Origin of the sequence: Demequina lignilytica (genome assembly GCF_030418375.1) — a bacterium.
GTDB classification, from domain to species: domain Bacteria; phylum Actinomycetota; class Actinomycetes; order Actinomycetales; family Demequinaceae; genus Demequina; species Demequina lignilytica.
The window spans coordinates 252,750-274,535 of the sequence record NZ_JAUHPZ010000001.1 but is presented as its reverse complement, the minus strand read 5'-3'; the positions used below and the strand labels follow the sequence as shown (position 1 = coordinate 274,535).

At 73.1% G+C, this 21,786-nt stretch carries 18 protein-coding genes and 6 tRNA genes; 10 read left to right on the top strand and 14 right to left on the bottom strand.

The window, feature by feature from the left end; genetic code table 11:
• Positions 1-48: 48 nt before the first annotated feature.
• Complete coding sequence (gene zapE / locus QQX13_RS01280; protein ID WP_301144352.1) at positions 49-1,044, top strand: cell division protein ZapE; 996 nt, start codon at positions 49-51, stop codon at positions 1,042-1,044.
• A gap of 4 nt (positions 1,045-1,048) precedes the next feature.
• Here zapE and QQX13_RS01275 read toward each other — a convergent pair whose 3' ends face one another.
• Positions 1,049-1,696: an IMPACT family protein gene (locus tag QQX13_RS01275; RefSeq protein WP_301152212.1), complete on the bottom strand. Its 648-nt coding sequence runs from the start codon at positions 1,694-1,696 to the stop codon at positions 1,049-1,051.
• 10 nt (positions 1,697-1,706) lie between these two features.
• Positions 1,707-2,645, bottom strand: a complete 939-nt coding sequence (locus QQX13_RS01270) for a polyphosphate kinase 2 family protein (protein WP_301152211.1) — start codon at positions 2,643-2,645, stop codon at positions 1,707-1,709.
• A gap of 102 nt (positions 2,646-2,747) precedes the next feature.
• On the opposite strand from QQX13_RS01270, the gene QQX13_RS01265 reads away from it, so the two are divergent.
• Complete coding sequence (locus QQX13_RS01265) at positions 2,748-2,936, top strand: hypothetical protein (RefSeq protein ID WP_301144349.1); 189 nt, start codon at positions 2,748-2,750, stop codon at positions 2,934-2,936.
• Here the strand turns inward: QQX13_RS01265 and QQX13_RS01260 are convergent.
• From QQX13_RS01260 to QQX13_RS01245, 4 genes are all read right to left on the bottom strand, one after another.
• Positions 2,933-4,309, bottom strand: coding sequence for a hypothetical protein (locus tag QQX13_RS01260; RefSeq protein WP_301152210.1), 1,377 nt, complete (start codon positions 4,307-4,309; stop codon positions 2,933-2,935). The genes QQX13_RS01265 and QQX13_RS01260 overlap by 4 nt on opposite strands.
• A 111-nt stretch (positions 4,310-4,420) precedes the next feature.
• Positions 4,421-6,166, bottom strand: a complete 1,746-nt coding sequence (gene treZ, locus QQX13_RS01255; RefSeq protein WP_301152208.1) for a malto-oligosyltrehalose trehalohydrolase — start codon at positions 6,164-6,166, stop codon at positions 4,421-4,423.
• Complete coding sequence (treY, locus tag QQX13_RS01250; protein WP_301152207.1) at positions 6,163-8,676, bottom strand: malto-oligosyltrehalose synthase; 2,514 nt, start codon at positions 8,674-8,676, stop codon at positions 6,163-6,165. Before treY ends, treZ begins: the two co-directional genes overlap by 4 nt.
• Positions 8,677-8,751: 75 nt before the next feature.
• On the bottom strand, positions 8,752-9,255 hold the full coding sequence (locus tag QQX13_RS01245) for an organic hydroperoxide resistance protein (protein WP_301152205.1): 504 nt from the start codon (positions 9,253-9,255) through the stop codon (positions 8,752-8,754).
• Positions 9,256-9,360: 105 nt separating this feature from the next.
• Between QQX13_RS01245 and QQX13_RS01240 the strand changes: the two genes are divergently transcribed.
• Entirely contained in the window at positions 9,361-9,957 is a 597-nt protein-coding gene (locus tag QQX13_RS01240) for a TetR/AcrR family transcriptional regulator (protein WP_301152203.1), read from the top strand.
• 6 nt (positions 9,958-9,963) lie between these two features.
• On the opposite strand, the gene QQX13_RS01235 is transcribed toward QQX13_RS01240, so the two are convergent.
• Positions 9,964-10,461 (bottom strand): hypothetical protein, encoded by a 498-nt coding sequence (locus QQX13_RS01235; RefSeq protein ID WP_301144343.1) that lies wholly within the window; start codon positions 10,459-10,461, stop codon positions 9,964-9,966.
• Between the two features lie 98 nt (positions 10,462-10,559).
• On the opposite strand from QQX13_RS01235, the gene QQX13_RS01230 reads away from it, so the two are divergent.
• The 3 genes from QQX13_RS01230 to QQX13_RS01220 all read left to right on the top strand — a co-directional run bounded on the left by QQX13_RS01230 (position 10,560) and on the right by QQX13_RS01220 (position 14,194).
• Positions 10,560-11,426, top strand: coding sequence for a GNAT family N-acetyltransferase (locus tag QQX13_RS01230; protein WP_301152202.1), 867 nt, complete (start codon positions 10,560-10,562; stop codon positions 11,424-11,426).
• Positions 11,427-11,553: 127 nt separating this feature from the next.
• Positions 11,554-12,720, top strand: coding sequence for a lactaldehyde reductase (gene fucO / locus QQX13_RS01225; RefSeq protein WP_301144341.1), 1,167 nt, complete (start codon positions 11,554-11,556; stop codon positions 12,718-12,720).
• A 118-nt stretch (positions 12,721-12,838) separates the two neighbouring features.
• The gene (locus tag QQX13_RS01220; RefSeq protein WP_301144340.1) at positions 12,839-14,194 is read left to right on the top strand and encodes a PAS domain-containing protein; all 1,356 of its coding nucleotides are present in this window, start codon (positions 12,839-12,841) and stop codon (positions 14,192-14,194) included.
• 16 nt (positions 14,195-14,210) lie between these two features.
• Here QQX13_RS01220 and QQX13_RS01215 read toward each other — a convergent pair whose 3' ends face one another.
• The 7 genes from QQX13_RS01215 to QQX13_RS01185 form a co-directional block, all read right to left on the bottom strand.
• Positions 14,211-15,596 (bottom strand): DUF2252 domain-containing protein, encoded by a 1,386-nt coding sequence (locus QQX13_RS01215; RefSeq protein WP_301144339.1) that lies wholly within the window; start codon positions 15,594-15,596, stop codon positions 14,211-14,213.
• 64 nt (positions 15,597-15,660) lie between these two features.
• Complete coding sequence (locus QQX13_RS01210) at positions 15,661-16,326, bottom strand: histidine phosphatase family protein (protein ID WP_301144338.1); 666 nt, start codon at positions 16,324-16,326, stop codon at positions 15,661-15,663.
• 167 nt (positions 16,327-16,493) lie between these two features.
• Positions 16,494-16,568 (bottom strand) — tRNA-Val (locus tag QQX13_RS01205).
• Positions 16,569-16,605: 37 nt separating this feature from the next.
• A tRNA-Gly gene (locus QQX13_RS01200) sits at positions 16,606-16,678 on the bottom strand.
• 190 nt (positions 16,679-16,868) lie between these two features.
• Positions 16,869-16,943, bottom strand: a tRNA-Val gene (locus QQX13_RS01195).
• A gap of 5 nt (positions 16,944-16,948) precedes the next feature.
• Positions 16,949-17,019 (bottom strand) — tRNA-Cys (locus QQX13_RS01190).
• Positions 17,020-17,052: 33 nt separating this feature from the next.
• A tRNA-Gly gene (locus tag QQX13_RS01185) sits at positions 17,053-17,125 on the bottom strand.
• A gap of 91 nt (positions 17,126-17,216) precedes the next feature.
• Here QQX13_RS01185 and QQX13_RS01180 point away from each other — a divergent pair.
• The 4 genes from QQX13_RS01180 to QQX13_RS01165 all read left to right on the top strand — a co-directional run bounded on the left by QQX13_RS01180 (position 17,217) and on the right by QQX13_RS01165 (position 21,774).
• Positions 17,217-18,317, top strand: a complete 1,101-nt coding sequence (locus tag QQX13_RS01180) for a chorismate-binding protein (protein WP_301152201.1) — start codon at positions 17,217-17,219, stop codon at positions 18,315-18,317.
• Positions 18,314-19,183 (top strand): aminotransferase class IV, encoded by an 870-nt coding sequence (locus QQX13_RS01175; protein WP_301152199.1) that lies wholly within the window; start codon positions 18,314-18,316, stop codon positions 19,181-19,183. The genes QQX13_RS01180 and QQX13_RS01175 overlap by 4 nt, the downstream gene beginning before the upstream one ends.
• A gap of 25 nt (positions 19,184-19,208) precedes the next feature.
• Positions 19,209-19,283 (top strand) — tRNA-Val (locus QQX13_RS01170).
• A 328-nt stretch (positions 19,284-19,611) separates the two neighbouring features.
• Positions 19,612-21,774 (top strand): DEAD/DEAH box helicase, encoded by a 2,163-nt coding sequence (locus tag QQX13_RS01165; RefSeq protein WP_301152198.1) that lies wholly within the window; start codon positions 19,612-19,614, stop codon positions 21,772-21,774.
• Positions 21,775-21,786: the final 12 nt, after the last annotated feature.

Below are 21,786 nucleotides of genomic sequence, written 5' to 3'. Positions count from 1 at the left end.
GCCCCTCCTTGGACCTCGCCCGCTCCGGCGCCCCGTAGGCTGGGCGCCGTGACCGTCACAGTGCTGGGCCGGAGGCCGCTCGTCGACCCGTCCGACCTGGTGGCCGCCCTGGTGCCGCCCCCGCACTTCGACGGGGCGACGCTCGACACGTACCTTCCGGACCCTGCGCATCCCAGTCAAGCACAGGCGCTCGCCGCGGTCGCGCGGTTCGCCGCGCCGCATCTCAGGCGCGTGCGCCTCGGGCGCAGGGGACCCGGCACCGGGATCTACCTGGACGGCGGCTTCGGCGTGGGCAAGACCCACCTGCTCGCCGCTGTCGCGCACGCGCTCCGGGGACGCGCGGCGTTCGGCACCTTCGTGGAGTACACGAACCTGGTCGGGGCGCTCGGCTTCGCGGCCGCGCGCGACGCCCTGTCGCGCTTCGCGGTGGTCGCGATCGACGAGTTCGAGCTCGACGACCCCGGTGACACGCTCATCATGGCGAGGCTCATGCGGGAGCTCACCGACGCGGGTACGTGCATCGCGGCGACGTCGAACACGCTGCCCGACGCCCTGGGGGAGGGCCGGTTCGCGGCGGAGGACTTCCAGCGGGAGATCCAGGCCGTGTCCCGGGTGTTCGAGGTGATCCGGATCGACGGTCCGGACTACCGCCACCGGGGGGACCTGGAGTTCCCGCCGCCCGCGTCGGAGGAGCTTCTCGGCTCGCTCGCCGGCACCGCGGGCGGCGCGCGCGTCGGATGGCCCGCTCTGGTCGCCGACATCGCTCAGGTCCACCCGAGCCGGTACGGCGCGTACGTCGACGGCGTGACCGCCCTGGCGGTCGACGGCGTCGCTCCGCTCGACGACCAGAACCAGGCGCTGCGGGTGGTCGCCCTGGTCGACCGCCTCTACGACCGCGACGTGGCGATCGCGGCGTCGGGGGAGCCGCTCACGGCGATCTTCCCGCCGGAGATGCTGCGCGGCGGCTACCGCAAGAAGTACCTGCGCGCCCTGTCGCGGCTCGAGTCGATGGCGCACGCCGCGCTCGGCGACCGGGTCGTCTGAGCGGTCAGGCGGGGACGTCGGCGACGATGCTGTCGCCGCGGACGGCGAGGGCCGCGCCGGCCGTGAGCGCGGCGAGGTCGGCGTCGAAGGCGTCGAGATGCCGGGGCGGCACCATCAGGACGATGCGCGCCGCCGCGCCGTACTCCGGCTCGCCCACCGCGCCTCCGTGTGCGGGGGCCCAGCCGTGGGCGAAGGACAGGATCCGGCCGGCCTCGGCGTGCGGGACGTCCACGGCGACGCGGGTGAGCACCCGGCGGCTCAGCAGCGTCGCCCCATCCAGCGTCTGCGCGACCGATGCCGTGTACGCGCGCACCAGGCCGCCGGCGCCCAGGAGCGTGCCTCCGAACCAGCGGCTCACCACCGCGACCACGTCGGTCACGTCGCGGTGGCGCAGCACCTCCAGCATCGGCACCCCCGCGGTGCCCGACGGCTCCCCGTCGTCCGAGCTGCGCTGACGGTCCGCGTGGACGCCCAGCACCATCGCGGTGCAGTGATGCCGCGCGTCCCACCGCTGCCTGCGGATCCCTGAGATCACGGCCTCGGCCTCCTCCATGGACGCGACGGGCGCGAGATGGGTGAGGAACACGGACCTCTTGATCACCAGCTCGTGCTCGACGGGAGCGGCGATCGTGGCGGGGAGGTCGGGGGTCACCCGGGACACCCTAGCGACCCTTGCGGCGGCCCTTGCGACGGGACGCCGGCGGCTCACGGTCGGCGTCGGCCCGCTCCGTCAGCAGCGCGCCCAGGCGTGCCCGCTCGGCGCTCACGTCGAAGCCGGGCGGCGGCCAGGACGGGTTCATGTCGGTCAGCGTGTCGACCAGCAGCTGGGTGACCGCGAGCCGGGCGTACCACTTGCGGTCGGCGGGGATCACGTGCCACGGGGCGCTCGGCGTCGAGGTGTGGTCGAACACGTCCTGGTAGGCGTGCATGTAGTCGTCCCACCGCTCTCGCGCGTCGAGGTCGGAGGGGTTGTACTTCCAGAACTTCTCCGGACGCTCGAGGCGCTCGGCGAGCCGCGCGAGCTGCTCGTCGGGGGAGATCATGAGCGCGCACTTCACGACCGTGATGCCCGCCTCCTCGGTCTGCCTCTCGAAGCGTTCGATCTCGCGGTACCGCTCGAGCCAGGGGTCGCCGTCGACCAGGCCGTCGACGCGCACCACCAGCACGTCCTCGTAGTGCGAGCGGTCGAAGACCCCGATCCGGCCGGCGCGCGGCAGGGCCCGCCGGATGCGCCAGAGGTAGTGGTGGCGACGCTCCTCGGGCGTGGGGACGCCGAACGACCGCACCTGGACGCCCTGCGGGTCGACCATGCCGAGCACGTGGCGCGAGATACCGCCCTTGCCCGACGTGTCCATGCCCTGGAGCACCAGCAGGACGGCGCGTGAGCCGCCGGCACGGCTCTCCGCGTAGAGCTTCTCCTGCAGCTCCGACAGCCGCCCGCCCAGGGTCGCGATCGCCGCCTCGCCGGCCGCCTTGCCCCCGTCGAACCCGGGTGTTGCCGAGGTGTCGAAGCCGCCCAGATCGAATCCGGGTCCCACGCGCAGGATGTCCGACGGGCGGACCTGCCACCCGCGCCCGTGCCTCGCGATCCGCAGCGCCATGGGTGCCTCCCTCATCGGTGGTCTCGCTCACCACCCTAGACCGGGCCCGGCCTGGTAGACAGGAGGAAGGGCGCTCGGGAACGCGTCCCGAGGGGGTGTGCGATGAGCAGCGGTGGCAACGCGGGCGCGAACGCGGGATGGGGAGGCACGTACTTCCTCGCGATGATCGGCTCGGCGGTGTGGTTCTGGCAGCAGGCCGAGGGCTTCTGGGAGCACGTCGGGGCGCTGCTCCAGGCGCTCGTCTGGCCGGCGTTCCTGATCTACGACCTGTTCGAGCTCCTCAACGCCTAGACCGCCGGGACGTCCTGCGGGACCTCGCCGGCTTCGGGCGTGCCCCCGCGCAGCACGCCGAACAGCGCCGCTGCCGCGGCGAGGATCAGCGAGCCCAGCACCACGTCCCACGGGCTCAGGGGCCGCATCGTCACGAGCAGCAGCACCAGGATCGCCCCCAGCCAGGGCCACAGCAGCCAGCTGTGGCGGCGCAGCACGGCGGGCACGCCCTCCGGGCGCCACCCCCGCGCATCGAGCCGCGACGCCCCGCGCTCGAGCAGGTCGGCGCCGGAGCGTCGCGCCGCGGCGGCGCCGGCCGAGCGCCCGGCGAGCAGCCCCGCGGCGATGGCGATCACTCCGAGCACCACCCAGGCGAGCATGACCGCGGTTATCTCCCCGGTCAGCGCGCCGTAGATCGCCGCGGTCGCGGCGGTGGGGACCTGGGTCGCGATGAGCGCCGCTGCCACGGAGCCGCCGATCGCGATGGCGCCGCCGATGATGGCGCCGACCACGAGCAGGAGCGTGCCGGCGACGATCACGGCGCGCGGGCGGCGCGGGTGGACCACGACGCCGACGATCAGGAGCACGATCGCGATCCACGGCAGCACGTCGCCGACCGTCGTGAGGACGGAGTAGCCGAGGCGTGCCTTCGCGATCGCCGGGACCTCGGCGACCGTGATGGTCGCGGTCACCTCGGGGATCGAGTCCGCGAGCGTGAATCCGGCGTCGACCAGCGCGGGCTTGAGCTCGGCGATGATCGGCGCGAGCTGGATGGCGACCGTGCCCGAGTCGTCGATCGCGACGGCGCCGTCCGCGTCGGCCTCCATGACGGCCACCAGCTGCGCGTGCGTGAGCCGGAGCGCCTGCTCCCACACGGTGGAGAACGCGTCGGACTCGACCACGGTGGTCAGCGCGCTGCGGATCGCGACCCTGGCCTGGTCGGCGAGCAGGGGACCGAGCAGCTCGGAGGCCTGGGCGAGCCGCGGCGTGGAGTCGGCGTCGATGACGCCGTCGAGCAGCTCGGCGACCAGCGCGTCGGTGTCGAGCGCCTGATCGATCGCCGCGGACGCCTCGGACACGATGAGGGCCTGCACGGCGGGATCCGCGGACAGCGGCGCGAGCGTCGCGACGAACGTGTCGGTGTCGCTGACCTGGCGGGAGGCGAATCCGGCGACCATGGCGAGGGGTGCGATCACCGTGCCGAGGACGATCAGGAGGATGCCGAGGAACGCGCGACCGCGCATGCGCGGGGCGGGCGGTGAGGGGACCGGCTCCGCGGGAGCGGGCTCCGGGGAGGGCGCTGCGGCCGTCTCGAGCGCTCCGCGCAGCTGCGCGTTCTCCTGCTCGAGCTCGCGCAGGCGAGCCTCGATCTGTGCCTTGGTCGGTCCGGCCATGATGGATCCCCCTGGTGCCTCGTGGCGGCGCATGCGCGGGCGCGACCCGCCCGCACGGACGAGCCTAGGGGTACGGCGGGGCCGCGCGCATCGTGCCCCTCCGGTCCCGTGTCAGCCCGCGCGGGCCACCAGGGCGACCGCGTCGGGAGCGAGCGAGATCCCTTCCGGCCCGGAGGCGACGTTGCCGAAGGTGGCGAGCACCTCGCCGGCCGGCACCGCCATCGGGGAGCCCGAGAGGTTCGCGTGGACCGCGACGGGGCCGTGCATGGTGAGCTGACGGGGCTGCTGCTCCGACGCCCCGGCGGGGTGGCGCTCCCAGGCGGCGGGGTCGAGCGTGCGCGTCCGCACCTCCATGATGTCCGCGAGCCAGGCGACGATGCGCTCGTTGGTGCCGGTGGTCGCCGCGACGCCCGCGCCCAGCTTCGACCGCAGGAAGGTCCGGCGGTCCTGCGGGTCGGGGACGTCGACGTGACCGCCGTAGAGCTGCTCCCAGCCGTGGCCCGCGAACTCGCTCATCCGACCCTCGGAGACGGCCGAGCCGAGCGGCTCGTCGTGGTCCGTGAAGAACATGAACGGCCTGGTCTCGCCGTGCTCCTCGCCCATGAAGAGCATGGGTGTGAAGGGCGACAGCAGCACGAGCGCGAGCGAGGCCGCCTGGCCGCCCGCGGTGAGCCGGGACGCCGGACGGTCGCCGATCGCGCGGTTGCCCACCTGGTCGTGGTTGGAGGCGAAGACCACGAAGCGGCGCCGGTCGAGGTCGGGCGGCACGGGCGCGCCCCAGTCCTCTCCTCGGAACGTCGAGTAGGAGCCGTCGTGGACGAACACCTCGCGGTAGACCTTGTCGAGCGCCTCGATCGACCCGAAGTCGCAGTAGTACCCGTGGGTCTCGCCCGTCAGGTAGGCGTGGAGCGCGTGGTGGACGTCGTCCGCCCACTGGGCGTCCATCCCCAGGCCGCCGTCGGCGGTCGGGGTGACCATGCGCACGTCGTTGAGGTCGGACTCCGCGATGAGGGAGAGGGGGCGGCCCAGCCGCGCGGACAGCTCCGCGGTGCGGTCCGACAGCTCCGCGAGGATGTGGCGATCAGAGTCGTCCACCAGCGCGTGGACGGCGTCGAGACGCAGCGCGTCGACGTGGAAGTCCTCGAACCACCGCAGTGCGTTGTCCACGATGAACGCGCGCATGCCCGCGGCCTCGGGCTGATCCAGGTTCACCGCCCAGCCCCACGGCGTCTCGTGGGCGTCCGTGAAGTAGGGGCCGAACTGCGCCAGGTAGTTGCCGTCGGGACCGAGGTGGTTGTAGACGACGTCGAGGCAGACGGCGAGCCCGTGCGCATGCGCACGATCGACGAGCCGCTGCAGCGCCGCGGGTCCGCCGTACGGTGCGTGCACCGCGTAGAGCGAGACGCCGTCGTAGCCCCAGCCGCGCTCGCCGGGGAAGGCGGCGACGGGCATCAGCTCGATCATCTCGACGCCGCGGCGGGCGAGGTCCGCCAGCTGGCGCTCGTCGATCGCGTCGAGGGTCCCGCGCGGGGTGAAGGTGCCGATGTGAAGCTCGTACTGGACCGCGCCGAGAGCCTCACGACCGCGCCAGCCGGCGTCGTTCCACGCATACGATCGCGCGTCGAAGGTCCGCGAGGGCCCGTGCACGCCCGCCGGCTGCCATGGCGACCGCGGGTCGGGGAAGGGGCCGCTTCCGTCGACGACGAAGGCGTAGTCGGTTCCCGCGGGCACGGCCGGCCCCGTCCACCAGCCGTCGTCGCCGCGGGACATCGAGGCGAGCGTCGCATCGTCCCCCGCGCCGAGCCGGCACTCGACGGACGATGCGTGCGGTGCCCACACCCGGATCGGCGCCGTCATGCGCGCTCCAGGAGGGCCACGGGGTGCGACCGGAGGAGGTCGGCGATCGGCACCGGGCCGCCCGCGAAGGTGCGACGACCGATCGTGTCGTGCCACTCGCCGTCGGGCAGCTGGACCGTGTGCTCGGCCCATCCGCCGAGGCGCTCGAGCTCGAGCGCGACCCGGGTGGCGACGGTCACCACGACGGGCTCGTCGCAGTCGGTCCGGGCGAACACGACCGCGTGCCCGGACGACGAGGCGAGCGGGTGGTAGCCCGCCGACGGGCCGATGAAGGCGCCGGGGTGGAGGCGCCGCAGCCTCAGCGCCTCGTGGGTCACCCGCATCTTCTCCTCGTCGAGCGTGCGCGGCTTGGCCCGTCCCGCCATGCGCGCGAGGGTCTCGGCACGCGCGTCGAAGTCGACGGCGCGACGGTTGTCGGGGTCGACGAGGCTGGGCGCCAGCAGCTCCGTTCCCTGGTACACGTCGGGGATCCCGGGGATGGTGAGCTGGATGAGCTTCTGGGAGAGCACCGCCGTGCGGACGCCCTCCGCGGTCGCGCGGTTCCAGGCGAGCACCTCGTCGCGTACCGCGGGATCGGCGTGGGTGGCCTGGGCGAACCAGAGCACCTGCAGCTCGTACTGCTCGTGGATGGAGGTCCAGGTGGTGTGGGTCTTCGCCTCGCGCATGGCCTTGGTGAGGTAGCCCTCGAGGCGCTCCCATTCCATCAGCCCGTGCTCGTCGGCGGTGCCGACCAGGGTCTGCCACCACAGGTTCTCCATGCGGCCGTCGAGCTCCACGGGGCGCATCTCGGCGGTGGCGGCCTGGAGGCGGGCGACCAGCGCGTCCCAGTCGTCGGCCACCTCCGACAGCACCCCGAGCCGCGCGCGCACGTCCTCCGAACGCTTGGTGTCGTGGGTGGACAGGCAGGTCATCGCGTGGGGGTAGGTCTGCTGCTGCTCGTGCGCCCACGCATGGAACGCGGCCGGCGGCATCGCGAAGCGCCCCGCGGGCGAGCCGACCTCGCACAGCGGCAGCAGGTGGGTCCAGCGGTAGTAGGCGGTGTCCTCGACGCCCTTCGCCATCACGGCGCCGCACGCCTGCTGGAACCGGGTGATGAGCTCGCTCCGGCGAGCGTCGTTGGTGCGGCCCGCGGAGCCGACCTCGGCGCCCTTGAGCAGGTCGACCACCACGTCGAGGGTCTCGTGCCGCTCCGGGTCGAGCATGGGACGGGCCCGCTCGGCGGCATGGTCGATCACCTCGAGCGAGGTCGGCTTGGGCGGCTCGCCCGCGACCACGTACGCCCGGTAGCGGTCGAAGGTGACCAGGAGGGTGCGCAGGCAGTCGTAGAGCGCGCGCCACGTGTGGTCGCGCAACCGCACGTCGGTGGTGCAGATGTGGTGCGCGATGGTCGCGAGGCGGTGGACCTCGCTCGACAGCGAGTCCTTGACGATCTCGCGCTTGGCGGCGTCGATCATCCCGGGGAGCTCGCCCATGGCGTCGCCGGCCACCCGATGCAGGGTGCCCGCGAGCGGCGACGAGCCCGAGGGGTCGCGGAGCAGCGCTCCGACGCGCCACGAGGCGTCGTAGCCGGTGGTGCCGGCCGCCTTCCACGTGGTGGGCAGGCGCTCCTCGTCCTCGAGGATCTTCTCGACCACGATCCAGGCGCCGTCGGTGGCGTCCGCCAGCCGCGCGATGTAGCCCTCGGGATCGGCGAGGCCGTCGGGGTGGTCGATCCTCAGCCCGTGGATGGTGCCGTCCTTGATGAGGTCGACGATCAGCCGGTGCGTCGCATCGAAGACGTCGGGGTCCTCGACGCGCACGGCCACCAGGGAGCCGACGTCGAAGAAGCGCCGGTAGTTCAGCTCCTCGTTGGCGACCCGCCAGTAGGCGAGCCGGTAGTGCTGCTCCTCGACCAGTGAGGCGAGGGGGAGGTTCTCGGTGCCCTCGCGCACGGGGAACACGTGCTCGTAGTACCGCAGCACCGGCACCTCGCCCCGGTCCTCGTGTCCCGGCACGACCATGCGGTCGACCGTGAGCTCGCCGTTCGAGAGCACCGTGCCGATGCGCTGGCCCAGCACGGGCATGAGCACCGGCTCGCCGGACGTCCAGTCGACGTCGAACCAGTGCGCGTAGTCGGAGTCGGTGCCGTGCTCGAGCACGGACCACAGCGCGCGGTTGTGATAGGCGGGCGTGGGCACCGCCATGTGGTTGGGGACCACGTCCGCCACCAGACCGATGCCGCGCTCGCCGGCCCGCCACGAGAGGTCACGCAGACCGTCCAGCCCGCCGAGCGCATCGTCGATCCGGGAGTGGTCGACCACGTCGTAGTAGTGCGTCGAGCCGGGGGCGGCCGTGAGCACGGGGGAGAGGTAGAGGTGGCTCACGCCGAGCGCCTCGAAGTAGTCGAGCCGCGCCGCCGCGTCGGCGAAGGTGAAGTCCGCGCTCAGCTGCAGGCGATAGGTCGCTGTCGGCACCGGTGCGCCGGTGCGGTGCCCGGTGCGATGCGCACGTTCATGAGCGGTCTCAGGCATGGATGAAGGCCTCCCTCGGGTGTGTCCATCATGGCAGACGCACCCGAGGGCTCTGGCATTCCTTTTGCCTGCGCCTTACTTGGCTGTGACCTCGATCTCGACGGGGATGTTCCCGCGGGTCGCGTTCGAGTAGGGGCACATCTGCTCGGCCCTCTCGGCGACCCGCTCGGCGGTCTCCTGGTCGATGCCCGTGGCGGTGACGTGAAGGCGGACCCCGAGGCCGAAGCGGTTGAGGGCGACCGGGCCGATGCCCACGCGGGCCGTCACGGTCGACTCCGTGAGGCGCACCTTCATCAGCTTCGCCGCGCCCTGGAACGCGGAGTTGTAGCACGCGGCGAAGCCGGACGCGAAGAGCTGCTCGGGGTTGGTCTTCTTGGGCTTCGTGATGGGGTTGGGGATCACGAGGTCGAGGTCGAGCAGGCCGTCGCTGGTGGCGACCCTGCCGTTGCGCCCGTCACCGGTGGCGGTCGCCTCGGCCGTGTAGAAGGCCTTGGGGTGCTTGGGTGCGGCGTCGGGGCCGGCGCCCTCGCCCGGGGTGATGTCGACGTCGGCCTCGGCGGTCCGGGTCTGCTCGGTCATGGGTGCTCCCTCGAGTTCGGCTGCAGGTTGTAGAGTTACTAGTACGTCTACTTTGGCGAGAACGCAAGCCGGGGCAGGATTGTTCCCGAGGACCGAGGAGGATCGATGGAGCTGACGGAGTCGCGACCGCGACGGGGAGCCGGGGTGAGCGACGCGATCGTCGACGTCGCCGCCGCGCTGTTCGCCGAGCACGGCATCCGCGCCGTGAGCGCGGATCGCGTCCTGGAGGCCGCCGGTTACTCGAAGGTGACCTTCTACCGGCACTTCCCGTCCAAGGATGCGCTGGTCGTCGCGTACCTCGAGGGAGAGCTGGCGCGGGTCCGCGCGCTGCTGGACCACGCCGCGGACGCGGGAGGGCCGGGCTCCACCGCGGAGGTCGCGGCGGCCCTCACCGAGGAGATGTGCCGCCCTCGCTTCCGCGGTTGCCCGTTCATCAACGCGGCGGCGGAGTACCCGGACCCGACGCACCCCGTCCGCCAGGTGGTGACGGACTTCCGCAGCCTCATGACGGGGGCGATCGCCGGCTGGGTCCGCGCCCGCGGCGCGGCGGATCCGGACCGTCTCGCGGAGCAGATCATGATGCTGCGCGACGGAGCGCTCGTCGCCGGGTACCTGTCGAGCGACCCGGACCTGGTCGCCCGCGAGCTCGCCGGCTCGCTCGACGCCCTGCTCGCCGCGGCCGGCGTCCGTGAGGCCGGCTGAGCCCGCTCAGCCCGGGGAGGACTGGTCGTCGGGTCCCATGCGCAGCAGCTCGAGGAGCGTGCGCGGGTGATAGGCGGAGATGCGGTCGGCCACGAGCGTCAGGTGCGCGCCCGACGCGCGGTCGTCGACCGTGACCAGGCGGTCTGTAAGCCGCCCCTTCACCGTCACCTCCAGGTCCTGCCGCGCGAACGTCCCCATGAGGTACGCCTCGCGGGGGTGCGCCGACCAGAAGCCGTGCGGGATGCCCAGCACGTGGACCTCCGTCGGGCTGACCGCTAGGCACACGTGAGGTGGCAGCTCGGTGCGGTCATGTGCCAGGTCCTCGCCGAGCGCGCGCGCCGCCGGGGTGTGCGGACTCGTCACGTGGCGCGCACGGCGGTCCTCCCATCCGCTCATCACCGCATCGTCCGCGACCTCCTGCGGCATGAACTCGGCCACGTCCTCGATGGTCGCGTCGCCGGTGGTGTCGATCGCCGCCTGCAGCAGCGTCTGCTCGCGGGACATGAGAACCTCCTCGAGTCGCTCACCTCCACCGTAACGCCGTCCGCCCTGGCCGCGTCGGCGGTGCGGGCGTAGCCTGAATGACGTCTGAGGAGGTTCCGATGGATGCCGCCACCCCGCGTGGTCCCGAGGCCCTGGGTCTCGATCCCGAGACGGCGATGAGCATCGCCGAGCTGTCCGAGGCGCGCGCCCTGTGGTCCACCGTCGCGCTGTCGCCGCGGGGCGTGCGACGCGCGATGGGCATCCAGGCCGCCACGTTCGGCTCCGGGATCGCGCTGGCGATGCAGCACGACCCCACGGGCGGCTACTGGAGCCGGGCCCTCGCGCACGGGCTCACCGAGCCCGTGGACGATGCGCTGGTCGGGCGGCTCGTCGACTTCTTCCGGGGCGCGGAGGTGCCCGCGGCGGCGATCCAGATCCCGGACGTGCTCCTGCCGGGGGATTGGGACCAGATCGCGGCGCGTCACCACCTGAGGGCGGGCCGGACCCTGGTCAAGCTGATCCGCCACCGCTCGACCCCGGTGGCGGAGGCGCCGACCGAGCTGCGCGTCTCCGGGATCGACGCCCGCGATGCGCCGGCGTGGGCGGAGGTCCTGATCCGGGGCTTCGGCATGCCCACCCAGGAGGACCTGGTGGCGATGCTCGCCTCGATCGTGGGCCGCGACTTCTACGCCTACGGGGCCTTCGACGGAGACCGGCTGGTCGCCGCCGCGAACGTGTTCATCGGGGGCGACGTGGCGCACATGGCCGGCTCCTCGACTCTTCCCGACTCGCGGCGCCGGGGCGCCCAGGCCGCGCTGCTCAGGGTGCGGATCGAGGCGGCGACGGACATGGGCTGCACGTGGATCACCGCCGAGGCGCCCGCCGAGGACGATCCGGAAGGCGGGGAGTCGCTGCGCACCATGCGTCGCGCCGGCTTCGTCGAGCTCTACCGGCGCCGCAACTGGGTGTGGCGCCCCTCCCACTGACGCGCCCGCATCGTCCGCTGGGACCTCCGTCCCACGTCTCGCGCCCCCTCGCTTGAAACGATTCATGCAAGGGGGCGACCGCCCTCGTACCGTGCGGGCCTGCGGGCCCCGGAAGGAGAGGTGCACTGTGGCACATCGGATGATCTGGAACCAGACCGCGTACTTCGGCGCCGGCGCCATCGAGGTGGTCCCGGGCGAGCTGGCCGCGCGAGGCTTCACCAAGGCGTTCCTGGTCTCGGACAAGGTGCTCATCGAGACCGGCGTGACGGGCAAGGTCACCGCGCTGCTCGACGCGGCCGGCTTCCCGTACGAGGTGTACGACAACGTGCTCCCGAACCCGCCCATCGAGAACGTGCAGGCCGGTGTCGCCGCGTTCCAGGCCTCGGGCGCCGACGTGCTGATCGCGGTGGGCGGCGGCTCGCCGCAGGACACGTGCAAGGCGATCGGCATCATCGTGGCCAACCCGGAGTTCGCGGACGTGCGCTCGCTCGAGGGCGTCGCGCCCACGACGCACCCGTCGATCCCGATCATCGCGATCCCGACCACGGCCGGCACCGCGTCCGAGACCACGATCAACTACGTCATCACCGATGTGGAGAACAACCGCAAGTTCGTGTGCGTCGACCCGCACGACATCCCGATCCTCGCGGTGGTCGACGCCGAGATGATGGCCACCGCGCCGCGGTCGCTCAAGGTCGCGACCGGGCTCGACGCCCTCACGCACGCGATCGAGGGCTACACCACCAAGGGCGCCTGGGAGCTGTCCGACCTGTTCCACCTCAAGGCCATCCAGGTGATCGCATCGTCGCTGCGTGCGGCCGCCGACGGCGACGCGGAGGCGATGGAGCGGATGGCGCTCGCCCAGTACGTCGCGGGCATGGGCTACTCGAACGTGGGCCTCGGCATCGTGCACGCGATGGCGCACCCGCTCGGCGCGTTCTACTCGGCGCCGCACGGCGTCGCCAACGGCATCCTGCTCGCGCCCGTCATGCGCTTCAACGCGCCCGAGACGGGGGAGAAGTACCGCGACATCGCCGCCGCCTTCGGTGTCGAGAACGCGTACGCGATGCCGCTGGACGACGCGCGCGAGGCCGCCGTCGACGCCGTGGCGCAGCTCACCCGCGACCTGGGCAACCCGCTCACGATCGACGAGATCGGCGCGAGCGCGGACGACGTCCCCGCGCTCGCGCAGGCCGCCTTCGACGACGTGTGCGCGGGCGGCAACCCCCGCGAGACCACGGTCGCGCAGTTCGAGACCCTGTACCGCTCGCTGCTGGGGGTGACGGTCGGCTGATCCGCGGCCGCGCCGAGCGCCCGGGGCACGTGCCCCGGGCGCTCGTGCGGCGTGGCGCCCAGGCCGCTCGCCCTCCGGTTCCTACCGTGGGGTCATCACCCGACCCGAGGAGGAGACGATGGCACGACCCGTGGGAGCCGAGCCGACCGGTGAGGTGCGCGCGTACCCCGCGGGCCAGGTGTTCTTCTCCACGACCGACCGACGGGGCGTCATCACCAGCGTCAACTCGACCTTCGTGAGGCTGTCGCGCTTCGGGGAGGGCGAGCTCCTGGGCGCGCCGCACAACATCATCAGACACCCCTCGATGCCGGGCGCCGCGTTCCACATCATGTGGGAGCGGATCCTCGCGGGGCGCCCGATGGTCGCCTACGTGCGGAATCTCGCGCGCGACGGCGCCGAGTACCTCACCTTCTCGACGGTGACGCCGCTCCGCGACGGCTTCATCTCGGTGCGATCCGCGGTGATGCGCCCCGATCTGTTCGAGCCGGTCGACGCGGCGTACCGGGAGACGCGAGAGCTCGAGGCGCGCTGGCGCGCCGAGGGCGCGTCGCGGGCGGACGCGGCCGCGCGTGGTGCGGCGGACCTCGCCGCGCGGCTGCGTGCGCTCGGGTTCGACTCCTACGACGACGTCCTGCGCGCCGCGCTCCCCGCCGAGGTGGACGCGCGACGTGCGGTCGCGCCGCCCGCGGCGCCCACGACCGAGCCGGGCACCCCGTGGTCCTCCGTGGTGAGCGGGCTGGTGGGCGTCGACCACGAGCTCGAGGCGCTGCGCGGCCGGTACGACGTGACGGTCGGGCTCGCCTCCGAGCTGACGGCGGCGCGCGACGACCTGCAACGGACGCTCGCGCTGCTCCAGGGCTCGACGGACGCGGCTGCGGAGGCGGCGGCGAGCGTCGCCGACGCCGCGCCGGTCCTGGTCTCGACCGCACGGGCCGTCGCGACGCTGGCCCGCGGCGTCGGCGAGGACCTGACCCCGCTGGGTGCGGCGCTCGACGACCAGCGCGCGCTGCTCCTTGACCTGCGCGCCTCGCTCGCGCTGTCCGTCCTCCACACCGACATGGCGCTGATCTTCGCCGGCGAGGCGCTCTCCGGCGAGGCGTACGGCGATCCGGTGACCTCGATCGCCGATCTTGCCCGGACGGTCGCCGACTCCGTGGTGGCGAGCGATCAGCTGCGCACCGGCTCCGCCGAGGGCCTGCGGCGCATCGCCGACGCGATCGACGCCGCGCACGGCCGCCTGCTCGAGTTCCAGCGCATGATGGCGAACTGGCGCAACCTGGTGGTCCGCTCCGGCGTCTCGGGGCGTCTCGCCGGCGTGCTCGGCCCGGTGGACGATGCGCTGCGCGGGGTGCTCGGGCAGATGCAGGGCCTCACCGCCTTGGCCGCCGCGTGCCGGGAGCAGGCGGTGCCGGCGCCCACCGACCGCCTGCTCGCGCACGCGGCGGCGGTCGGGGAGGGCGTGCGGGCGCTCTGACCCGCGCTCGTCCGGATCACGTGGCCACGGCGGCCAGCCGGCCCGACCGGACCGCCGCCGCCAGCGCCGCGTGGTCCCGTTCCGCCTGGTCGGCGTAGTCACGTGCCCACCGGGCGACCGCATCGTCGAACCGGTCGCTCCGGCCGAGGTAGCCGAGGATCCGTGCGCCGTCCGGGCTCTGCGCGTGCGCGCGGGCGAGGACCGCGGCGCAGAGCCGCGTGTACTCGACCAGGAGCGACGGCGTGAGCCTGTCCAGATCGACGGCGCCCTTCATGTCGCGGAACTGGCGGACGTAGAAGTCGCGGCCCTCGAACTCGAGCCATCCGAGGAACCGGTCGGACACGGCCTGCATGACGCGCTGACCGGTCACCACCCGCCACCCCTCGACCCCTCGCGAGGGCCGGGCCACGGCGCGGCGACGGGTGTCCCCGAACGCCATGCCGCCGTACGTGACGAGCACGGAGGGGACGGCCTCCTTCGGCTGGAGCATGAGGGGCTCTCCCGACGGGCCGATCAGCAGCGCGATGTGCGCGCGCAGGCCGACCGAGCCGACGCCCACCACCCGGAAGGCGGCATCGACGAGCGTGTACTGCTCGAGCAGGACCGCGACGTCGGACGCGGCCGACTCGCGGTAGGTCCGCAGGATGCCGGTCATCTGCTCTGGGCTGGCCACCCCGAGGTGGCGGAGGACCGGCGGCTGATCGACGATGCGCGTGTCGAGGCCGCTCCCGACGGTCGCGACGGAGGTCAGCACCTGCTCGGACGAGCGTCGACGGGCCTTGCGCTGCGCCCTCCGGAGCTCCTTCCGGTCGGGTCCCGCGTCGATGCGGTCGAGGAGTGCGTCCGCCTCGACCCGGAAGTAGAAGCGCTCGAGCGCGGTGTGTGCGTAGAGGCGGTTCAGGGTGTCGCGATAGGCGTGGGCGGCCGCGGTCGCGGCCTCTCGACAGGTCCGCTCGTCGATCCCGACCTCGCGCCCGGCGAGCACGGCGCTCGTCGCCAGCCGCTTGAGGTCCCACTCCCACGGCCCCACGTTGGCCTCGTCGAAGTCGTTGAGGTCGAACACCAGCTCGCGCTCGGGGGAGGCGTAGAAGCCGAAGTTGCCCAGGTGGGCGTCGCCGCACGCGACCACCACGATGCCCGTGCGCGGGGCGTCCCGCAGGTCATGGGCCATGTGGGCGGCGCTGCCGCGGTAGAAGGCGAACGGCGACTCGAGCATCCGGGCGACCCGCACGGGCACCAGCTCCGGGACGCGCCCCCGGTGCTGGGCCTCGAGGATCGCGACGGGGTCGCGGTCGGGCATCTCCAGCAGCGCGTGCTGGCGGCGGGCGACCGATCGACGCAGCGCACGGCCAGCGCTGAGCTGGGCGTCCAGGGTCATGGCGAGATCCGGCCGGGTGGTCATAGCCCCATCATGCGGCGTGCTCCGACCGTGGCGCGCGCGGACCGCGTCTGCCGTGCTCGACGCGTCAGGCCGCCTGAGGAGGGAAGGCGAAGCCGGGGCGGACGCCGCCGGGGATGCCGTGGCCGGCAGGGTCGGAGGCGACGCGGCGGACCCGTGCGCGCCCGCCGGAGACGGTGATCTCCGAGACCGAGGCGTTGGGGAGCGGCGTCGTGAGCGGGCCCTGGCCTGCGGCCATGGACACGCGCGCGAGGTGGGTGAGCAGCGTCACGCCGTGGCTGACGACGAGCACGTCGCCGTCGGGGTTGTCCGCGGTGATCCGCGCGAACGCCTGCCGGGTGCGCTCCATGAAGGCAGCGCCGGACTCGCCGCCGGGGAAGCCCGGGAACGTGCCGTCGAACACCGCGCCGAAGACCGCGTCCGGACTGTGCTCGGACCAGAACTCCTCCTCCGGCGCCTTCTCGTGGTCGCCGAAGGAGAACTCCTTCAGCCCGTCGAGCAGGGTGAGGTCGAGGCCGTCGTGATGCGCGAGGATCTCCTGGGCCGTCGCGACGGTGCGCCCGAGAGGGCTCGCGTACGCGGCGACGAACGGCACCTCGGCGAGCGCCTCGGCCGTGGCACGGACCCCGTCGAGACCCTCGGGCGTGAGCGGCGAGTCGCACCAGCCCTGAAGGAGGTGCTCGGTGTTGTACACGGTGCGTCCGTGGCGGACCAGGTGAAGGGTGAGGGTCATGCGCGTCTCCTCGGTGGCGCGCCGCACCGGCGGCGCGCGTCGATGCGGTGTGCTCGCGATGCCGGCAGCGGGGGATCGGGGCCGGCGTCGCTGAGAGGTGAACGTCGGGCGGACGTCAGGGCTTCCAGCACGAAGGCCCCCGGATCTCTCCGGGGGCCCCTCTCGCGTGGTGGGCGATACTGGGATCGAACCAGTGACCTCTTCCGTGTCAGGGAAGCGCGCTACCGCTGCGCCAATCGCCCTCGTATACAAGAAATCGCCCCGGAGGGCGATCCTTCGAGCGGACGACGGGACTCGAACCCGCGACCCTCACCTTGGCAAGGTGATGCTCTACCAACTGAGCCACGTCCGCGTGGACCGAACCGGTGTTCGGGCCGGGCAAGACTCTACCGGATCCCGGGCGTCCGTGGTGACCGCGACGCGCCGCGGCCCGACCGGAACCGGCGGTCCCGCGGGGCGCGCCGGGCGCTGGTTCGCGGACCTCGGTGTCCCGGCGGGGGAATGCAGAAGGCCCCCGGATCTCTCCGGGGGCCTGTCTCGCGTGGTGGGCGATACTGGGATCGAACCAGTGACCTCTTCCGTGTCAGGGAAGCGCGCTACCGCTGCGCCAATCGCCCATGCGAGGTGGGTACGGGATTCGAACCCGTGTATACGGCTTTGCAGGCCGCTGCCTCGCCTCTCGGCCAACCCACCGTGTACCAACACGAGGTTGGTCTCGAACCTTCGAGCGGACGACGGGACTCGAACCCGCGACCCTCACCTTGGCAAGGTGATGCTCTACCAACTGAGCCACGTCCGCGCTGTCGGGGCATGACCCCGACGAGAGATAGAGGTTAGCCCAGATCCGGGGGAAGTCCAAATCGGCGACCGGCCGCGGCTACGGTGGTGCCGTGAGGTGGGAGGACGACCCGGATCGGGCGGGCAGCGCGGCGTTCCGCGGCGTCCGCGCCTGGGAGCCGGTCGAGCACGCCGACCCTGCGCGGGACGGCGCACGCATCGCCGCCGGCGGCTTCTGGGTCGTGGTCGCGACGTTCGAGGGCCGGCTCGACGCGTGGCGGATGGCGCGCGTCGAGAGGCAGGACGACCCGGTGCCCGAGCCCGCACCCGGACGGGTCTGGGAAGGGCCGCCCGCGGAGAGCTGGGAGACCACCCTCGACGCGGGGGCGTACGCGGCGGGGGTGGAGGCGATCCGCTCCGACATCCGCGACGGCGAGGTCTACCAGGTCAACCTGTGCCGCATGCTGGGCGCCCCGCTGCCGGCACCTCAGCCGGGCCCGGACGCGGTCGCGCTCGCGCATCGTCTGGCCACGGGGAACCCGGCTCGCTTCGCCTCCCGGATCGTCATCCCCGCCACCGACGCCTGGCCGGGCGCGTGGGTGGTCTCCGCATCCCCGGAGCTGTACCTGGCCGTGGACGGCCGGAGGGTCGCCTCGAGCCCGATCAAGGGCACGGCCGCTCCAGGCGAGCCGATGCTGCCCAAGGACGAGGCCGAGAACATCATGATCACGGACCTGATCCGCAACGACCTGTCGCATGTGGCTGCGCCGGGCTCGGTCGGGGTCCCCGAGCTGCTGGGCCTGCACGACCTGCCCGGGCTGGTCCACCTGCAGTCCACCGTCGAGGCCGAGCTCGCCGACGCGTTCGACTGGACGCCGGCGCTGTGGCCGGCGCTGCTCGCCGGCACGTTCCCGCCCGGCTCGGTCTCCGGCGCTCCCAAGTCCTCCGCGCTGCGGATCATCGCGCGCGAGGAGCCGACCGCGCGCGGCCCGTACTGCGGCGGCATCGGCTGGATCGACGCGGATCGGCGCCGCGCGGAGCTCGCGGTGGGCATCCGGACCTTCGTGTGGACGCCTGACCAGGGGGGACGCCTCACCTTCGGCACCGGCGCGGGGATCACGTGGGGATCCGACCCGGTGGCGGAGTGGGAGGAGACCGAGCTCAAGGCGCGTCGGTTGATCGCCCTGGCATCGACCGCCACAATGACGCCATGACACTCGTGGTGTGGGCTGGGGGACGCCTGCGGGAACCGGACGAGGCGCTGATCGCCGCCGGTGACCATGGGCTGACGGTGGGAGACGGGGTCTTCGAGACCCTCGAGGTGGTGGACGGGCGCGCGTTCGCGCTGTCGCGCCACCTGAGGCGGCTGACGTACTCGGCGACGCGCATCGGCCTGGAGCCTGTCGATGTCGAGCTGGTGCGCGAGGGCGTGGGCGCCGTGCTCGCGGAGGCGGACGGCCTCTCGCGGGTCCGGATCACCGTGACGTCGGGAAGCGGCCCGATGAGCTCGGCCCGCGGTGCCGGCCCGCAGAGCATCGTGATCACGGCGACCGACGCGCCGGCGCTGACCGAGTGCCGGGCGGTCCGCGTGCTATGGCGCCGCAACGAGCGCTCGCCGCTCGCGGGGGTGAAGAGCACCTCCTACGCCGAGAACGTGGTGATGATGGAGTTCGCGCGCTCGCGGGGCGCGGACGAGGCCCTCATGGCGAACACCCACGGCCACCTCTGCGAGGGCACGGCCAGCAACGTGCTGGTCGAGCGCGACCACGAGATCCTCACCCCGCCGCTGGCGGCGGGCTGCCTCGCCGGCATCACGCGCGGACTCGCGCTCGAATGGGGCGCGGATGCTGGGATCCCGATCCGCGTGGCCGCGGTGGGCGAGCTCGGCATGGACGTGCTGGACCGCGCGTTGGAGGGCGAGGCGCACCTTGCGGTGACCTCGTCGACGCGGCGCGTGCAGCCGCTCGCGAGCCTGGACGGCACCGACCTGCGGCCCGGCGCGATGCTCACGCGGCTCGCCGCGGTGTTCGCGGTGCGTGCGGAGCACGACGCGGATCCTGCACCGCGACGGTCCAAATAGCCGCTATAGTTGTCTCCGCACCGCGGGGCGATTGGCGCAGGGGTAGCGCGCTTCCTTCACACGGAAGAGGTCACTGGTTCGATCCCAGTATCGCCCACCACGCAGAGGCCGTCCGGGTTCCGGGCGGCCTCTTCCCGTTCCCGGCGGCGCCGTGATGCGGCGCCCCGGGGTCGGGCGGCGGTAGGCTTCAGGTGTCCCGCGGATGACGCGGGGCCACGGCAGCCGCCCGCGGAGGTTCGCGCGGGCGCCGCGGGCCGCTCCGCTGCACGGGAGCGCGCCGCGCGCGAGCCGTGGGGAGCACGATGCCGGACGGGGTCCGGCGCACGTGGCGAGGAAGGCACCGTTCGCGGCACGTCTCCGCATCCCCGTGAGGGGACGATGCGGGCGTCGCATCGCCGCGGCGGCACAGGAGGAGTGAGGACGCAGGGATGGCAGGATCAGGCCGAGGCGGCGCGGGGCGCACCCGGACCGGTGGCGGGGCGCAGCGGCGCCGCACGTCGCGGCCCGCGGACAAGGGCCTCATCGGCGTGCTCGCGGGCATCGCCCGCGAGGTCGACGGCGCCGTCCGCACGCCTCCGACCCGGCCCGCGGTCCGCACCAAGTTCCAGGTGGTCGCGCTGCTGGTGCGCGAGGAGCGGGCCCGAGTGAAGGCCGATCCCGAGCTCGCCGCCGCGAAGCGCGAGCAGGAGCTCAAGCGGCTCGACGGCGTGGCCACGCTGCTCGCGAGGATCGCGGCGCGGGACACCGCCCTGCTCGCCCTGCTCGCGGACGACGCCCGGGTGTCCGACTCGGCCCGCCAGTACAAGGCCACCGTGCTGAAGGCCGCCGGGCGCGAGGTGCCTGACGAGCCGGAGCCGGAGGTCCAGAAGCAGACGGACCCCGCCGCCGAGCGCCGCGTGGTGCCGCAGTCGGCCATCCAGCGGCAGATGGTCAACCCCTTCCTGGCGCCGGACTTCGAGGCCGCCGCCGAGCGGCGCGCCCCCCGGGCCCGACGGCTCGCCGGGTGGGAGCTCCTCGAGCCCCTGCTGCGCTCCTTCGAGCAGGACGTCGCGGGCGTGCCCGCGTGCATGCCGCTGCCCGGCGCGGACGCTCCCGCCGCCCGGCGCGTGCCGGTGCCCGCGGGTCGCGAGCTCATGCCGCATCAGGCGCAGGTGGTCGGCGCCGCGGCGCAGGGACACCGGACGTTCCTGCTCGCCGACGAGCCAGGCCTGGGCAAGACCGCCCAGGCCCTGCTCGCCGCTGAGGGGGCCGGAGCGTTCCCGCTGCTCGTGGTGGTGCCGAACGTGGTCAAGGCGAACTGGGCGCACGAGGTCGCCCTGTGGACCCCGCGGCGTCGCGCGACGGTGGTGCACGGCGACGGCGAGGAGGTCGACGCGTTCGCCGACGTCGTGATCGTCAACTACGACATCCTCGACCGCCACGTCGGCTGGCTCGGCAACCTCGGATTCCGCGGCATGGTGGTCGACGAGGCGCACTTCATCAAGAACAAGACGTCCCAGCGCTCCCAGCACGTGCTCGCGCTGTCGGAGCGGATCCGGGAGCGCACCGCCCGCCCGCTGCTGATGGCGCTCACCGGCACGCCGCTCATCAACGACATCGAGGACTTCCTGGCGATCTGGGAGATGCTCGGCTGGATCGACGACGAGAAGCCGCTCGGTCCGCTGATGACGGCGCTGGAGGAGACCGGGCTCACCCCGGTGGACCGGGGCTTCTTCGCCGCCGCGCGCGGCGCGGTGATCGACATGGGCATCGTGCGCCGGCGCAAGGCGGACGTGGCGGCGGACATCCCGGCTCGTCGTGTCGCGGACCTCCCGGTCGAGCTCGACGGACCCCTCGGCCGGTCGATCCGCGCGGCCGAGGAGACGCTGGCCCGTCGCATGGTCGCCCACTACCGGGCGGCCTCGGCCGCGCGGGGCGAGGCGGCCCCAGGCGAGGGCATCGACCTCGAGCTCGCCCGGCGGGTCGCCGCGGCGGAGCTCAAGGACGCGACCGAGAAGACCGGTGGCGACAACGTCTTCACCATGGTGCGGAGGATCGGTCAGGCGAAGGCCGGGCTGGCCGCCGACTACGCTGCGCAGCTCGCGCGCAACGTGGGCAAGGTGGTCTTCTTCGCCAAGCACGTCGACGTGATGGACGAGGCGGAGCGGATCTTCGGCGAGCGGGGCATCCGCTACTCGTCGATCCGGGGCGACCAGACGGCGAAGGTCCGCGAGCGCAACGTGACGGCCTTCACCGACGACCCGGAGGTGCAGATCGTCGTGTGCTCGCTGCTCGCGGCGGGCGTCGGGCTCAACCTGCAGGTGGCGTCCAACCTGGTGCTCGCCGAGCTCTCCTGGACGGACGCGGAGCAGACGCAGGCGATCGACCGGATCCACCGCATCGGCCAGTCGGAGCCCGTCACGGCGTGGCGCATCATCGCGGCGCAGACCATCGACTCGAAGATCGCCGAGCTGATCGATGCCAAGTCGGGCCTCGCGGCCCGCGCGCTCGACGGTGCCGAGGTGGCGGACGAGGGGTCCTCGACCGACGTGCAGCTCGAGGCGCTGGTCGCGCTCCTGGTCGATGCGCTGGAGACCGAGGACGCCGGCTGAGGCGACCCGCCC